Consider the following 15,708-nt stretch of genomic DNA (forward strand, 5'->3'; position numbering starts at 1 on the left):
TTTTCATGCCCGGCTTTTCCACCAAGTCCGAGATTTCCGATATCTCCGGACGAGGTGTCGGCATGGATGTGGTAAAGACCCGAATAGCCCAGATGAACGGCTCGGTAGCCATCGATTCGAGCAAGGGGAAGGGCAGCCGCATCACCATCAAATTGCCGCTGACTTTGGCCATCATGCCGACTTTGATGGTCAAGCTGAACAATCAACCCTTCGCTCTTCCGTTGGCGAACGTCGTCGAAATCCTGGACCTCGACCTCACGAAGTCCAATACGGTCGATGGGCAGTTGGTGGTGCTGGTCCGGCAGCGCGCATTGCCATTGTTTTATCTCAAGGAATGGCTGGTTCCGGGCTACCGGCATGATAGAAATCAGGGCGGGAAGTCCGGCCATGTGGTGGTGGTGAATGTCGGGGGACGACATGTCGGCTTCGTGGTCGATCATTTGGTCGGACAGGAAGAAGTCGTCATCAAGCCTTTGGGTGCGAAACTCCAGGGAGTATGCGGAATGGCCGGTGCGACGATTACCGGCGACGGAAAAATCGCCCTCATTCTGGATGTACCCGGTTTGATGAAACGGTACGCCTCCTTGCATTAAGCCTAGGACAACTAAGAGGTTTTCATGACGATCAGGGTTTTGGTGGTGGATGACTCGGGCTTCATACGCCGCAGACTGACCGAAATCCTCAACGCCGATGGCGACATGGAGGTCGTAGGAAGCGCCGCCGACGGCGCCGAGGCCGTGCAAAAGGCGGCATCCTTGAATCCGGACGTCATCACCATGGACGTGGATATGCCCGTAATGGATGGTATTACCGCGGTGCGCGAGATCATGAAAGATCGGCCCACGCCGATTCTGATGTTTTCCGCGTCCACCAAAGCGGGCGCCAAGGCTACCTTGGATGCTCTCGAGGCCGGCGCAATGGACTTCATGCCCAAACAATTGCAGGAAATCAGCGGAGACCAGGACTTGGCCAAGCGCATTTTGCGGCGGCGCGTTCGCGATTTGGCCGAGCATGCGGGGAGGCTGAGGCGGCTCCGTCGGCCATCGAGGCCTGTCGCCGCTCCGGTCGTTGCCCGGCCTCCGGCCGCCAAAGCGCAACTTCGGGATTTCCGTTTGCTGGTCATCGCCGCTTCTACCGGCGGCCCGGTGGCTATCCAGAAAGTTCTGACGCAAATTCCGGAGACCGCGTCGGTCCCCATTCTTTTGGTCCAGCACATGCCGGGAAATTTCACCGGCAGCTTTGCCGAACGCCTGGATCAGCTTTGCCGAATTCGGGTCAAGGAGGCCCAGAACGGCGACGAACTGCGACCCGGTGTCGCTCTTCTGGCGCCCGGCGGCTTTCAGTTGGAGCTGAGCGAGCACGGGGCGCGGAAAACCGTCGTCGTTCGGGAGAGCGGAAGCGGGGAACATTTTCGTCCCAGTGCCGATGTCACGTTTAGCTCCATAGCCAAGAACATGCCCGGCAAGGTTCTCGCCATCGTGCTGACCGGCATGGGATCGGACGGAAAGCTCGGAGCGGAAAAATTGAAAGCCAAGGGCGCGGCCATCTGGGCCCAGAACGAGCAGAGTTGCGTCGTTTACGGCATGCCGAAAGCGATCGTCGAAGCTAACCTGGCCGATTGCATCTACGATCTCGATGAAATGGCCGGCGAATTGAAGAATCTTTAGGCATGGACCCTTTAAGCATTATCGGAGTCACTCTCGGGCTCGCCGCCGTTCTAGGCGGCAATTGGCTCGAGGGTGGGCATATCCAGTCACTGCTGAACGGCCCGGCGATAGTGATCGTGTTCGGCGGTACGCTGGGTGCGACCATGCTGCAAACGCCGCCGGCAGCGTTTTTCTATGCCGTCAAAATGCTCAAATGGGTCTTCATGACGCCGCCGATAGATCATAAGGAACAAATCAAGAAAATCGTCAGCTGGAGTGCCTTGGCGCGGCGGGAAGGTCTGCTCGGCTTAGAGACCTTCATCAGCGCCGAGAAAGAACCGCTGGCGAAGAAAGGGCTTCAGTTGCTGGTCGACGGCAACGAGCCCGAGGCCATAAGGGACAGCTTGGAGGTGGAAATATACGCTCGCCAGCAGCGGGATTTGGGCGCGGCCAAGGTATACGAGGCGATGGGCGGCTACGCGCCGACCGTGGGAATCATCGGCGCGGTCATGGGGTTGATTCACGTGATGCAGAATTTGTCCGACCCCAGCAAGCTGGGGAGCGGCATCGCGACGGCATTCGTGGCGACGATTTACGGCGTCGGTCTCGCCAATTTGATCGTTCTTCCCATCGCCAACAAACTGAAATCCCGAGCACAGGCCAATAACCAGGCGCGGGAACTGATTCTGGAAGGAATCATTTCGATCGCGGAAGGCGAGAACCCGCGGAATATCGAAATGAAGCTGACCGGTTTCCTAGACGGATGACTAACGTATGTCGCGGCGGAAGCATTCGGAAGAAGAGCATGTGAACCTGGAGCGCTGGCTGGTTTCCTATGCCGATTTCATTACGCTTTTGTTTGCGTTTTTTGTCGTCATGTATGCAATTTCTTCGGTCAACGAAGGCAAGTATCGGGTGTTGTCGGAGTCGCTTTCCGCGGTGTTCAAGGAGCCGGGGAAGGAGCACAACCTCGGGCATACGCTGGAGCCGATTCAATTCGGCCAGTTGAAGAAAGGACAAGACCTTTTGGGCGAACCCGCGGCGTCGGACGGTTCGGCATCGTCCCAGGACAAGACTCGGCCGATGCCGGAGAATCTCGATGCGGAATACGCCCAGCTCGAGAGCCTGGCGGATCAGATCGAAGCGGCTTTATCGCCGTATATTCAGGACGATTTAGTTGCCGTCAAACGCCATGAGCTGTGGGTGGAGGTCGAAATGAAGAGCGGGATGTTTTTCTCCAGCGGCAAAGCCGAACTTTCTAAGGAATCGCTGCCCATACTTTACCGAATGTCCGAAATTTTCCGCGAAATCGACAACACCATTCACGTCGAGGGTCATACCGATAATCTGCCGATCAACACTCCCGAATTTCCTTCCAACTGGGCCTTGTCGTCCGCCCGCGCCGCCGTGGTGGTCAACCAATTGATGAGCAACGGCATCGATCCGCGCCGCATGGCGGCGATAGGCTACGGCGAGCATCATCCGATTGCCGACAACAGGACGGAGGAAGGACGCTACCAAAATCGGAGAGTGGTCATCGTTCTGATGTCCCACGGAGCGGCTCGTTACAAGCTTTCTTCCGGGGACCGAATTGAGGATTTCGGCGCTTCGCAAAAGCCGGTGTCTACGGAAGCGCCCATCACTCCGACGGAGGTTTCGAAGCCATGAGAATCTGGGCCGTATCCAACCAGAAAGGCGGCGTCGGCAAGACCACGACAGTCGTTACCTTGGGGGGGATTCTCGCGTCGCGGGGGTACCGAACTTTATTGATCGATCTCGATCCGCACGGTTCGCTGACCAGCTATTTCCGAATGAACCCGGATCAAATCGATGTCAGCGTCTACAACCTGTTTCAAGACGCAATTGCCAAGAAAAGCTTGCTTCCGGGTCCTTATATCGCCTCTACGGATTTCGAAGGGCTGTCGGTACTGCCGGCCTCGACCGCTATCGCGACCGTAGAGCGGCAGGGGGGCGCCGGCGGCATGGGGCTGGTAATTGCCAATAGTCTGGCAGCCGTTCGGAAGCAGTACGATTTCGTGCTGATCGACAGCCCACCCATGCTGGGTGTGCTGATGGTGAACGCACTAGCCGCCTGCGAACATTTGTTCATTCCGGTGCTGTCCGAGTTTCTCGCGCTCAAAGGGCTGGAGCGCATGCTGCACACCCTGGAAATGATCGGTAAGTCTCGGAAAACGCGATTGGATTACACGGTCGTTCCCACTTTGTTCGATCGGCGTACCCGCGCGTCGATACAAACCCTCAGGGTGATGCGCGAGCGTTATGGGGATCAGGTCTGGGATTCCGTGATTCCGGTCGATACCCAGGTGCGGGAAGCGAGCGACGCCGGAATTCCGCTGTCTTATTACATGCCCAAGGCCAAGGCTGTCATCGCCTACACCGAACTGCTCGAGCATATGTTGTCGCAAAATCGATCACGCTCGGTCGAGCCGGCTTTGGCAACCGCATGAAAGCCGATCGCCTAGCCCGAAGCACTACGGGATGGCAGGATCAAGTACTCCTTTTCTATCTGCGGAACCTGCTGAATCAAACCTACGGCCAGTCGGAAGCATTGCCGGCCGAGCGCACGGATTCCGACTCGGTAGCGGCATCCCAGCCCGTCCTGTCTGCTCCCGCGGCTTTGCCCGACTGGGCGCAATCGGAATTTCAAGTGGTTTATTTTCGAATCGGTCATACGGTTCTTGCCGCGCCGTTGACCGAGGTGAGGAGAATCGAACGCCTTGACGATTCGACGCGAGTGACGGTCTTGCCGGGAAAGCCAGATTGGTTTCAAGGGCTGACCCGATTTCAGGGCGAGATCATTCAACTGGCGGACACGGAGCTTCTCATAGGCGGCAAGCGTTCCATCTCCTTAGAAGATTCCCATCGTCATGCCTTATTACTTAATGAAGGGCGGTGGGGGTTGGTGTGCGGCGAGATCGTCGATATGGTCCGGCTGCGCGAAAGCGATGTCCGCTGGCGCGTAAACCGATCCCGGCGAGCATGGGCGGCCGGCACGATTATCGATCGCTTATGCGTGCTGGTGGATCCGCACAGCCTGATTCCGGCCGGCCGATCCAAAAATCTGAGAGTTTTACGATAATGCTAGAGGCGAGAGGGTAATATGAGCGAAGCGTTGGCAAGACGCAGCGACCCGGTGAATCAGTGGGTCACATTCCGTTTGGGCGAAGAAACTTACGGCATCAACGTAATGCAGGTACAGGAGGTGCTGCGTGTCACCGAAATTGCGCCGGTTCCGGGAGCGCCGGATTATGTGGTGGGTATCATCAATTTGCGCGGAAACGTGGTGACGGTAATCGATACCCGGCGGCGCTTCGCGCTGCCTCCCAAGCAGCCGGACGATGCGTCGAGGATCGTCATTATCGAGGCGGACGATCAAGTCATCGGTATTTTGGTCGATAGTGTCGCGGAGGTGGTCGAACTCAGAGCCTCCGAAATCGAATCGGCTCCCAGCGTCGGCAATGAAGAAAGCGCCCGATACATTCAGGGCGTGACGAGTCATAATGGCGACTTGCTGATTCTGGTCGACCTGAATCAGTTCTTGAACGACGAAGACAAGGCGCAGCTCGATCTGCTTTGATCCCGCCCACCCTGGGAGGGAGAGCTTTTTCGAAGAATGGCGAGATAGGGTTATGGTCGAGATTCATCCCGTCGAACACGTCGGACCTTTGCCGGCGGCGAACAAGGTCAAAGGCGACGAGAATCGCAAACAGCAAAAGCCCGATTCACAAGAAAAGAAAAAACCGGGACCGGCGAGTGATGATTCGCTGCCCCATATCGATGAATACGCCTGATGGATTGGCATCTCCCCTATTTTATTCTGGTCGGGCTGATCGTCGCGTTGGTGGCGGGAATGCTCATGCTGACCCGTGCTTGCCTGGCCCTCAGGCGCGATTATGCAACGCTGGGCGCACGGCTCGTACAGCAGCAAAACGACTTGATCGGGCTGTCGGCAGCCGCCGTGCAAGTGGATCGGCGTATGCTGGATCAAGAACGCCGGCTTCGAGAGTGCGACGAGAGACTGGCGTCGCTCTCGTCGCAGGATACCGGCTACCAATCCTATCGAGCTGCAATCGAAAGACTTAAGGACGGCGTCGCTCCCCAGGAGCTGGTGTCCCAGTTGGGCCTTTCCCTATCCGAGGCAAACTTGCTGGCGCATCTTTATGCGCAGCGACAGGGTCAATAAGTCGAGCCGGCTGTCGAGAACGATTCTCACGCTTCTGAATCGAATACCAGGAGCTCGATTCGAAGATTATGTGTTGCTCAGACGCAAAAACGTAGCGCGATCGCAACTAAGCGTAGCGTTCTGATTGGCGTTTTATGATATAGTCGCGACGATTTCGATTTCGGACTTATGGGAAAGACAATGTTTCTTCAATTTTTCCTGGGATTGTTTCTAATTGCTTTAGCTCCGTTGTCCGTTGCAGCGGAGGCCCCTACGGAAGCCAAGAAAACCGTAGACTTGCTCAACAACACGTTAATTGACGTTATGAAGGATGCGAAACAATTGGGATATCAAGGACGTTACAAAAAGCTAGAGCCGGTGGTCAAGCAAGTGTTCGAGTTCGAGGCTGTTTCCCAGATCGCGCTTGGAAATCACTGGAAGAAACTGGATAAAGAACAGAAAAAGGCTTTTATCGAGAAGTTGACCGATCTAAGTATTGCCACTTATGCCGCGCAGTTTAACGGCTACTCGGGGGAAGAATTCAAATACGATTCCGCCCAAGACATGAAGAGCGATCGCGTGCTGCTACGCTACTTTCTTACTTCGCCGGATGAAAAGCCCATCAAGTTCGAATACATCGTGAACCAGTTCGGCGGGCAGTGGCACATCATCAATATCATCGTGGACGGTATCAGCGATTTGGCGCTCAAGAAGGCCCAATATACCAGTGTCATCGACCGCGAGGGATTCGACAGTCTTCTGAACAAACTGTCCCAAAAGATCGCCGATTACTCGAGTAATAATGCGACGTCCGGATAATGAGGCGCCGCCGCAGGCCGTGCAAATGCGTTCGAGGCGGTTCTTTCTTATCTTGGATTACAGTTCGTAACAAAAAATGCCCGTCACGTGAGTGGCGGGCATTTTCGTTTGTCCCTAAGGCGTTTCAGCCACGCAACTAGAATAGAGTGCTTTTCCTGTTTCGGCTTCAGAACAACGGTTCTCGGTAGACCAGCAATATCGCGCCGATCAGGAACATCGCCACGATGGATATAAATCCCGCAATCTTTCCGTCCACATACCCGCCGTAACTCACGTTGGGTTCCGCCAAGCGCAGTTCCAGCCAGCGCCCGCTCGCCATGATGACGGCCAGGAGCCCCATCGCGGTGTGCGTGGACTGGATGAGGTATTCGCTCTTCAGCTCGAACTCCGCATGGGCATGGGTGAGCAGCAAAATGCCGCCGAACGCGCACAAGACCGGGAACGTATAGCGCAATCGGTCGGCGTTCCGATTGGTGCGCGCGCGCATCTCCATAACCCCCAATGCGAAAGCCAGAAGGGTGGCGATACGATGCTGGAACACCTCGCCGTTGCCGAAGGTGCTTTCCCAAAAGCCGATCGGGCCTAAGGGCCAAGTCTCGGCGTCGCTACGGAAGAAGAGAAAAATGCTCAATCCTACGAAGCCCAGCGGCCAATACCTCGCCCATTCGAACCGCCTGTAGTAGGAAAGCATAGCGACCAATCCCATCAAGGTCAGGAAGACTCCGGACACGTTGTGATTGTAATCCGACCATTCCGTGGCCGCGGGTGAGGGAACTTTGTCGACCACCGCCACACGCCCCGGCTCACCGGCCAGGAGTTGCTCGTGCGTGGGCGAGGTCAGGCGCGGCATGCGCGGGGTGAACATCTCGGCGACTTCGGAGACGGTCGCGGACAGTTCCTTGATATCTTCCGACGGCGGCTGCGAGGACAGGGTGGCGGCGATGAAAAGTATCCCTACCAGTATGAAGGTCTCGGCCTCGATGTAATGCGGAACCTTGTTATTCAGTCCTTCGGTTTGGCGGTGTCTCAACCACTGCCGACCGGCCCGGTGATTCAGATAGGCGAAGCCGAGCGCGACCATGAGAAGAACGACTTTGGTGACGACCAGGCTGCCGTAACCGGTGCCGAAAAGGCCATCCCAGCTGCCGACGTAAGTCCAGGCCAGGGGAAGCCCGGTCAACAGAAGAACGACGACGGAACTGACGCCGAGCAGCGCAAAACGGGTGATCGCGATGGGCCATAGTGCTTTTGCCTCTTGAGATTCCCGGCTCATGTGCCAGAGCGACAAAAGTTGCGCAACGCCGCCGAACCACACGGCCGCCGCAAACTGGTGGAGAACGGTCATGGTCATGAGCTGCTCCCGATATTCGAAGCGGCCCACGCCATGCACCAGCCAGGCGCCGGCAATCACCATGGGAATCATCGAAATCGCAGCGAGATTCCACAAAAACCGCTTATCCGGTATTTGGCGCAACTGGCCGGCGATGTAGATCAGACCCAAGGCAAGCAGGAAACGTATCAAACCGGCCTGGAACTGAACGGTGCCCATATAAGCGTCGGCCGGAAAATCGCCCAAGACCGATGCCAGAACCACGGCTTTGATGATCAATTTGAGCCCTTGGGTGATAGCTAGGGCGATGGCGCCGGCGCGCAGCAAGCTAACGGCTCGGCGGACCACGGATTCATGCGCGGCGAATCCGGGCGACCATACTCTGAGGATAAACGCACTCCAGAGCAGGCTCCCCACTACTAACGCGTAGCTGATCAAAATCAGCCCGCCGAGGAAATCATCGATGAAATTGGCCAAACCTTGCATGTACATAGGGGTTACCGCGGTTCAGAGACGTGGAAACGAATGACATTTTCCGTGAAGTGTCCATCCGCAGCGAATACCTTGTATTTCAAGGCATATTCGCCTGGCGTCAGTGCGGGCACCTGGATGCGCATCTCGCCCGGTTTCTTGCCTTTTTCGATTTGTACCGGATGGAAGACATCGCCTTTGCTGACCAGAAAAACTCGGGACAAAGGCAATTCCACATTGGAATTGAAAAAGAGTACTACCGTCGTCGCGTGATTCGGCTGAATCGGGTTTTGGGTCAGAGAGGATTCGGTGACGACGGCGTGCGCCCAAGGCCGTTGGCCATAGGCCAGCAGCAAAGACATGGAAAACAGCAAAACGGCAAATTTACGGCTGCGAGAAGAGAGTGGTTGGTGCATGGTGGTGCCGGTGTTGGTCGTGGATGATGGAAATCAGCCCGCTTTGGACTTAAGTGCATGGCTGGTAAGGTTTTTCCCAAGGTCCCAGATGGCTCCGGGAACCTTGTGGCAATCGGCGATGACATCGTCGAGAGCAGTGAGGACCCACTGCGTATCGTTTTCGTTAATCACCAACGGAGGGAGAAACTTCACCACGTTCATGCCATGCCCGGCGACTTGGCTCAAGATACGATGGTTCTTGAACAGCGGAATCGTGATCATTTGGCTGAACAGCCCTTTATTGGCGGTTTCCAGGAGGTTCCAGGCAGCCTTTAAGGAGAAGCTCTTGGGAGAGCCGAACTCCAGAGCGATCATCAGTCCCTTTCCGCGGACTTCCTGGAACAACTCGTACTTGTCGACCAGGTTCTGCATTCCGGCCAGAAGTTTTTCCCCGAGATGTTCGGCGTTCTCCAGCAGCTTTTCATCATCGATGACCTTGAGTGCAGCGAGCCCCGCCGCCATGGCCATATTGTTCTTGGAGAAGGTTGAACCATGAACTACGGCGCGATCCATACGGCTGAAGACGGCATCCATGATGCTCTTGGTCATCGCCACGGCGCCCACCGGGATGAAACCACCGGACAGTGCCTTCGCCATCAGAATCATGTCGGGTTTCACGCCCCAGTGCTCGATAGCCCAAAACTTGCCGGTGCGGCCGATGCCGGTTTGGATCTCGTCGGCGACAAAAAGCGTTCCGTATTTGGCGCACAAGCGAGCCGCTTCCGGCAGGTAGTCGTCGCTCGGCAGGTTGACGCCTTTTCCCTGAATCGGCTCGACGATAAAGGCCGCGACATCTTTGTTGCGCAAGGCCTCGTCCAAAGCCTTGATGTCATTGAACGGAACCGTGACGCATTCCGGCAACAAAGGACCGAAACCTTCGCGGAAAATCTTTTCGCCGTTCAGTGAAAGCGCGCCCATGGTGAGGCCGTGGAACCCGTGATCACAGTAGACGATTTTTTCCCGCCTGGTCGTATAGCGGCTGAATTTGATCGCCGCTTCGACGGCTTCCGCACCGGAATTGCAAAAGAACATCTTGCTGAGATTGTCCGGGCAGCGCTTCAGAATTTGCTCCGCGAGGAGACCGCTCAGCACGGATACGTCCATCTGTACCATGTCTGGCAATTCGCTTTGCAGTACGTCCTGAAGCGCCTGAATGATCTCGGGATGATTGCGGCCTAGGGCAAACACGCCGAAGCCGCTCAAGAGATCCAAATATTCGTTATTCTGATCGTCATAAAGATACGGGCCACGGGCTCTGGTGTAGATGCGGTCATAGCCGATGGCCTTGAGCACCCGCACCATTTGGGTATTCAAGTAATTTTCGTGGAGTTCGAAGTTCTTGCCGCGATGGGTGGCCAGCAAATCCGCAATGTAGGTGGACATCAAGACCTCGGGAATTATCTAGGGCTAAAAAGACGCTCGAATTTTACACGGATCAACGCCGGTGGGAGACTCTCAGCGTACTGAAGGCGGGCAGCACGACCAACGCGCAGATCAGGGTGAGCATGAGGCCGATGGTCAGGATCATTCCCATGCTGGCGGTGCCTTGATGAGCGGTAAAGGCTAGGCTGCCGAAGCTGAATACGGTCGTCAGCGAGCCGTAGAATATTCCTTGTGCTTCGCTGGTACTGAGCAGGTTTTCATCGTTCGAATGCAGATAGTGTAGACGGTGTGCCATGTGAATGCCGTTGTCGACTCCCAGACCGAAAAGCAAGGGCAGGGCGATGATATTGGCGAAGTTGAACGGGATATCGAACAGCACCGTCGAGGCGGCGGTAAATAGGGACGCCAGCAGCAGCGGCAGCAGGACCAACAGCGTGTCCTTCAGATTTCGTACGATCAGCAGCAACAGGATCGTGGTGGCGACGAAGGCAATGCCGAACGCTTGCTGAAAGGCGTTGATGGCCTCGTTCATGGATTCGAGATAAGCGACCGGCACGTCGGTTACATTCTTGTCGACTTTTTGCGCCTCAAGGATGAATTCGCGCAAGTTCTCGAGATCGTTCAAGTCTTTATTCGGGAAGATTTGTAGACGGTACAGTCCGTCGGCGCTGACCCAGCGATTTTTCAGGTCGGGAGGTAAGGTCCCCATGGAAATCGGATGGGCCTGAAGGCTTTCGCGAAGATTGGCGATGGTAGCCGGAAGCGGGCCTAAAATGCTGTCCTGAAGCCGGCCGAGCATCGCTTGACGCGTGCTTTCGTCGGCGGTTTCCAGGCGGGCGTGCAACTGCGTCAGAGCTTCGTCCAAGGCTTTGATTACGCCGTTTTCACCTGCCGCAGCACGGTCCCGCAACACCTGATGAAAATTCTCGATGACCTGGGGATCGACTTTCTCTCGCGTGGACGGGGGGAAGCTCTCGAGTTGAGGACCCATGATGAGCGACAAATCGCTGATAATCGCGAGCTTATCGTCCTGATTCTCCGGAATGAAGTCGAAAATGCTGACAACCTTGTCGACTGTTGGCAAGGACTCGAATGCGGCTTTCTTGGCTTTGACCTCGGCTTCGCTCCGTGCCAGGGAAGCCAATGTCATGGGGGAGGTGTCTTCGAATTGCAGCAGATATTTAAAGGTCTTGACCGATTCCGTATTGGGATCGCGCAGGTTGATCGGATTGAAGTCCACGGTGACGTCACAGAGGAGACCCACGGAGATCAAGCCAAGAACAACCGTGGCCGTGCGAATCGATGGGGCATAGCGGATCGGCCAGTTCGAGGACAGGAACGATGCGCCTTTCTTTTCCTTGCGCCGACGTGGCGGCCTCAAGGGCATGATCTTCAACAGCGCCGGCAGTATGGTGAAGGTCGTCGCCAGAGCGATGAACATGCTGGTGCCGGCGATAATACCGAGTTCCGCGACTCCGGAGTAGTTGGTGGGGATGAAGGCATAGAGGCCGGTTGCCGCGGTGATGGAGCAGAGAACGAGCGAGGAGCCGGTGGATGTCAAGGTTTCCCGCAACGCTTCCCGTTGGGAGACGCCGCGCAGGACCAATTCCCGGTAACGCAGACAGAAATGGGAGGAATACGCATCGCCCATGCCGATGAACAAGACTGCGAAGCCGATGGAGATCAGATTGAGCTGGCCGATGGCGACGGTAGCGAAACCGAGCGAAAAAATCAGCCCCATGGTCAACGCGACGAAAGTGGCGAACATCAGCTTGAAGGATCGGTAAGCGACCCACAAGGTGGCGGACACGAGAATAAGGGATGCGACGCTGGCGATCGAAACCCCGGTTCCGACGGTCTGCATTTCCTCGTGCTCCAGCACCACCTCGCCGGTTTTGCGGACGCTGACATCGGCAAGATCGCCCTGCAGTACTTCTGCCAAAACTTTATCGATAGCCCCGATTGCTTTTTCGGCGGGCAGCAATTCCTCGAAATTGAGGACCGGCGTGATATTAATAAACCGCTTGGTGACCCCGAGCCCCTCATCTCGGGTGAGCATCAATTGCTGCCACGACAGCCGGTAAGGCTTGCCTTCGCTCGTTGCAACGACCGCCTCGCGAATTTTCTCTAGCAAAGGATTCAGTTCGATTTCGAAGCCTTCTTCCGAAGCCTTCAAGGCCTCGCCCAAGATATCGAGGAGACCGCCGAGACTGTTGTTTTCGGAAATCCGGCCGATAAAAGGTTGGGCATTTGCGAGTTGGGCGGACAAATCCTCCAATTCTTCTAAATCCAAATATAACAAGCCGTTCCTAGCGAAAAATTCTCCCTCGTCCGGAATATGGACCGACTTGATTTCGGTCCTATTTTGTCTGAGTTTCTCGCCGATCAGTTTGACGGCGTCGGCGGTTTCCTCCGGCGTTTTTCCCTCGACCAGGAGAATGATGGTACTGACATCCTGAGGGAATGCTTTTTCCAGCTTGATGCGGTTTTTCTGGAATGGCAGCTCCGTCGAAATCATGTCCGCCGTGTTCGTGTCGAACTTCAGGTTCTCCATGGTGTACTGGAGCGTAAAGCCGGAGGCGATCAGGAACAGCAAAGTGACTAACCACGGCCGGTTGAGGAAGTTTTCTTCCCACCAGTGGACGACACGAATAAAAAGGTTCTCGGCGGTTCTGCTCATCGACGTTTTAGTTGCGAGAATTAACGGTCGGCGGACGGCGTAAGAGAGATGTCGGTTCTCAAAAGATGCGCCGTTCGGCGAAGTGTATTTGCGGCTGCGTAAAAAGCCTTCCCCAGTCGGGCCAAGGCAACGAATTCGGCAGGATGAGCCAAGGCATATCTCAGGAGCTTCGGAATGTTGACGTCGCCGCGTTCATCTACGGCGACGGCCACGGAGTTGGGAAGGTTCATGCATGCCGGATCGGCGATGGCTCTAACTGCTAGAAAAGGTACGCCCCGGGCGTTTGCGACCGAGGCTACGGAGGCGCTTTCCATATCGAGTGCAACTGCGCCTTTGCTGGCATGAAGTTCTCGTTTTTCCGCCGCGTTCGCGACGACCTTGGGGCTTCCCAGCAGAAGGCCCGTCGTGACCGGCAGCATCGGGGCTAAGGCTTGCCGAACCCGGTCGTGCCATTCGGGGCAGACCGCATGCTCGATGCCGTCCGGGCTTAAGATTCGATCGGGCAATACCAGATCGCCTGCATTCATGGAACCGTCGAGGGCCGCCGCACAGCCCCAGCTGATTAAGGCATCGACCTTGTGTTCGAGAAGTCGGAATGCGGCACTGCGCGCATGATTCGGACCGGAGCCGGAGACGGCCAACCGATGACCGTCCGGCAGTTCCAGCAGGTCGTCAAAGCAGACGCGCTGCCGGACGAGGGTACGAGCCTCGGCCGGCAGCGCAATCACAAACCCAAGGGACTTCACGCCGTGCCGTAGCGCTCGTTACGATAACGCGCCAACGCCCACAGCGGGAAAAATTTGTCGTAGCCGTGGTATTTGAGATAAAAGACCCGCGGGAAGCCCGGCGCGGTGAAGCATTCGTCCTTCCAGAAACCATCGGCGTTTTGCGTTCTGACGAGGTAATCTATGCCGGCCTCGACTTCGGGCGAATCGGTATCGCCTGCCGCCATCAGCGCGAGCAAGGCCAATCCGGTCTGAAAGGCCGTGCTGGTGTGAAAACGGCCCCGCCGTTCCGGGCTGGCGTCGTGATAGGTCAAGTTGTCCTCGCCCCAGCCGCCGTCCGGGCGTTGTACGCTCTTCAGCCAAGCGATGGCTTTCTGTATGCTCGGGTCGGTCTTGGGGATGCCTGCCGCCTCGAAGCCTACGAGTACCGACCAGGTGCCGTAGATGTAATTGGTGCCCCAGCGACCGAACCACGAGCCATCGGCTTCCTGTTCTTTTCTCAGATATTCGATCGTACGATCCAGCGCCGGTTTAAGATCCGGGCGTTGTTCCAGCATCTTGCCCAAGAACATCGCGCAGCGTCCGCTGACGTCGGCGGTGGGCGGATCGAGCAGGGCGCCGTGATCCGCGAACGGAATGTGATTCAGGTAATAATGCGTGTTGTTCGCATCGAACGCACCAAATCCGCCGTTGTCGGATTGCATGCCGGCAATCCAGTTGGTGGCGCGGCGAATGTTCTCGTCGAACTCGTGGTTTTCGGCCTGAGCCAAGGCTTGGGCGACTACGGCGCTGTCATCCACGTCGGGGTAATAAGTGTTTTCGAACTGGAAAGCCCATCCGCCGCCTTCCAAATTCGGCCGGTTGATACGCCAGTCACCCGGCTCGTCGGTCAACTGCTTGCTCGCCAGCCAGCGTAGCCCGCGAGTTAGTGCGTCGTCGATCTCGGGATCCTTCTCGAACCTGTTGACTTCCTGCAGTGCCAGGCTGGATAGCCCGGTGTCCCAAATCGGCGATACGCACGGCTGGCAATAAGCGCTGTTTTCGCCGACGACAAGCAGGCGTTCGATGGCCTCCTTGGCTATGCGGCGATGCTCGTTTTCCGGTGGAAAACCCAAGTAGTCCATGGCTTCATAAGCGTTGACCATGGCGGGGAAGATGGCGCCCAAACCGTCTACCCCGTTCAATCGTGCCATGAACCAATCGCGTGCTTTCTCGGTGGCTTTTCGCCGCATCGCTTTTGGGATGAGCGGCTCCATCAGGCGGCCGATGCGTTCCAGCGCCAGAATACTCTTGCCGAGCGGCGTCTTTACGTGGCTGAAATATCCTTTTTCCTTTTCCGGATCGACAGTAAAGAGTTCGCGAATGCCGATCTTTCTTGGGTTGCGCGCTTTAACCTTGTAGCTGCACAGGATGAACAAGGGAACCATCACTGTGCGCGACCAATAGGAGACCTTGTCCAAGTGGAACGGAAACCAGCGCGGCAGCAGCATGATTTCCACCGGAATGAACGGCACGGCGCGCCACGGCACTTGCTCGAACATGGCCAGCATGATGCGGGTGAAGACGTTGGAGCGTGCCGCGCCGCCTTGGGCCAGAATCCATGCTCTGGCTTTCTTCATATGCGGAGCGTCGATGTCGTCGCCGGCCAGTTTCAGTGCGTAATAGGCTTTGACAGTACAGCTGATATCGCCAGGACCTCCGAAGAACAACGGATAGCTGCCGTCTGCCTGCTGGTTGGCGCGCAGGTAGTTGGCGATCTTGGCCTGTAATGCTGCGTCGATTTCGTCCATGTAGTGCATCATCAAGATGTACTCGGATGGAATCGTGCAGTCCGCTTCGAGCTCGAACACCCAGTAGCCGGACTGGTGCTGCAATCCGAGCAACTCCTTTTTGGCGCGACGGATAGCGTTATCCAAGGGTGATTCGTTATAAGGCTGGAGGAAAGCCGTATCGAGAGCGGAAAGTGCAGTCGCTTCTTTCAACATGAGCAAGGAATCCCCTGTTTGTGGTTGGCTT

The 15,708-nt window shown here is 56.4% G+C and carries 16 protein-coding genes; 10 read left to right on the top strand and 6 right to left on the bottom strand.

Annotation, left to right across the window (positions count from 1 at the left end; all coding sequences use genetic code 11):
- The 10 genes from ABJK70_RS00850 to ABJK70_RS00895 form a co-directional block, all read left to right on the top strand.
- Positions 1 to 593 (top strand): chemotaxis protein CheW (locus ABJK70_RS00850; RefSeq protein WP_347257263.1); only part of this gene is annotated, 593 nt, incomplete at its 5' end.
- Between the two features lie 24 nt (positions 594 to 617).
- Complete coding sequence (locus tag ABJK70_RS00855) at positions 618 to 1,667, top strand: chemotaxis response regulator protein-glutamate methylesterase (protein ID WP_086134996.1); 1,050 nt, start codon at positions 618 to 620, stop codon at positions 1,665 to 1,667.
- A gap of 2 nt (positions 1,668 to 1,669) precedes the next feature.
- The gene (locus tag ABJK70_RS00860) at positions 1,670 to 2,413 is read left to right on the top strand and encodes a flagellar motor protein (RefSeq protein WP_077730363.1); all 744 of its coding nucleotides are present in this window, start codon (positions 1,670 to 1,672) and stop codon (positions 2,411 to 2,413) included.
- Positions 2,414 to 2,420: 7 nt separating this feature from the next.
- Positions 2,421 to 3,314, top strand: coding sequence for a flagellar motor protein MotD (gene motD, locus ABJK70_RS00865; protein ID WP_077730364.1), 894 nt, complete (start codon positions 2,421 to 2,423; stop codon positions 3,312 to 3,314).
- Entirely contained in the window at positions 3,311 to 4,114 is an 804-nt protein-coding gene (locus ABJK70_RS00870) for a ParA family protein (RefSeq protein WP_077730365.1), read from the top strand. Before motD ends, ABJK70_RS00870 begins: the two co-directional genes overlap by 4 nt.
- The gene (locus ABJK70_RS00875; RefSeq protein WP_086134994.1) at positions 4,111 to 4,746 is read left to right on the top strand and encodes a chemotaxis protein CheW; all 636 of its coding nucleotides are present in this window, start codon (positions 4,111 to 4,113) and stop codon (positions 4,744 to 4,746) included. Before ABJK70_RS00870 ends, ABJK70_RS00875 begins: the two co-directional genes overlap by 4 nt.
- A 21-nt stretch (positions 4,747 to 4,767) precedes the next feature.
- Positions 4,768 to 5,244, top strand: a complete 477-nt coding sequence (locus tag ABJK70_RS00880) for a chemotaxis protein CheW (RefSeq protein WP_347257264.1) — start codon at positions 4,768 to 4,770, stop codon at positions 5,242 to 5,244.
- Positions 5,245 to 5,296: 52 nt separating this feature from the next.
- Complete coding sequence (locus ABJK70_RS00885) at positions 5,297 to 5,458, top strand: hypothetical protein (RefSeq protein WP_156879648.1); 162 nt, start codon at positions 5,297 to 5,299, stop codon at positions 5,456 to 5,458.
- Positions 5,458 to 5,850 carry a DUF2802 domain-containing protein gene (locus ABJK70_RS00890; protein WP_086134992.1) on the top strand — a complete coding sequence of 131 codons (393 nt, stop codon included), beginning with the start codon at positions 5,458 to 5,460 and terminating at the stop codon, positions 5,848 to 5,850. Before ABJK70_RS00885 ends, ABJK70_RS00890 begins: the two co-directional genes overlap by 1 nt.
- A gap of 180 nt (positions 5,851 to 6,030) precedes the next feature.
- Positions 6,031 to 6,648, top strand: coding sequence for an HpnM family protein (locus tag ABJK70_RS00895; protein ID WP_077730369.1), 618 nt, complete (start codon positions 6,031 to 6,033; stop codon positions 6,646 to 6,648).
- 166 nt (positions 6,649 to 6,814) lie between these two features.
- Here the strand turns inward: ABJK70_RS00895 and ABJK70_RS00900 are convergent, their stop codons facing one another.
- The 6 genes from ABJK70_RS00900 to shc are packed head-to-tail and all read right to left on the bottom strand — an operon-like array spanning position 6,815 to position 15,677.
- Positions 6,815 to 8,470 (bottom strand): CopD family protein, encoded by a 1,656-nt coding sequence (locus ABJK70_RS00900; protein ID WP_086134990.1) that lies wholly within the window; start codon positions 8,468 to 8,470, stop codon positions 6,815 to 6,817.
- Positions 8,471 to 8,475: 5 nt separating this feature from the next.
- Positions 8,476 to 8,865, bottom strand: a complete 390-nt coding sequence (locus tag ABJK70_RS00905; protein WP_240502511.1) for a copper resistance CopC family protein — start codon at positions 8,863 to 8,865, stop codon at positions 8,476 to 8,478.
- A gap of 33 nt (positions 8,866 to 8,898) precedes the next feature.
- On the bottom strand, positions 8,899 to 10,287 hold the full coding sequence (locus ABJK70_RS00910) for an aspartate aminotransferase family protein (protein WP_077730372.1): 1,389 nt from the start codon (positions 10,285 to 10,287) through the stop codon (positions 8,899 to 8,901).
- A gap of 52 nt (positions 10,288 to 10,339) precedes the next feature.
- Positions 10,340 to 12,967 (bottom strand): MMPL family transporter, encoded by a 2,628-nt coding sequence (locus tag ABJK70_RS00915; RefSeq protein WP_077730373.1) that lies wholly within the window; start codon positions 12,965 to 12,967, stop codon positions 10,340 to 10,342.
- Between the two features lie 20 nt (positions 12,968 to 12,987).
- Positions 12,988 to 13,713, bottom strand: coding sequence for a hypothetical protein (locus tag ABJK70_RS00920; RefSeq protein ID WP_086134989.1), 726 nt, complete (start codon positions 13,711 to 13,713; stop codon positions 12,988 to 12,990).
- Positions 13,710 to 15,677 (bottom strand): squalene--hopene cyclase, encoded by a 1,968-nt coding sequence (shc, locus tag ABJK70_RS00925; protein ID WP_156879645.1) that lies wholly within the window; start codon positions 15,675 to 15,677, stop codon positions 13,710 to 13,712. Before shc ends, ABJK70_RS00920 begins: the two co-directional genes overlap by 4 nt.
- Positions 15,678 to 15,708: the final 31 nt, after the last annotated feature.

The sequence above is a fragment of the Methylocaldum sp. genome (assembly GCF_039794385.1).
GTDB lineage: Bacteria > Pseudomonadota > Gammaproteobacteria > Methylococcales > Methylococcaceae > Methylocaldum.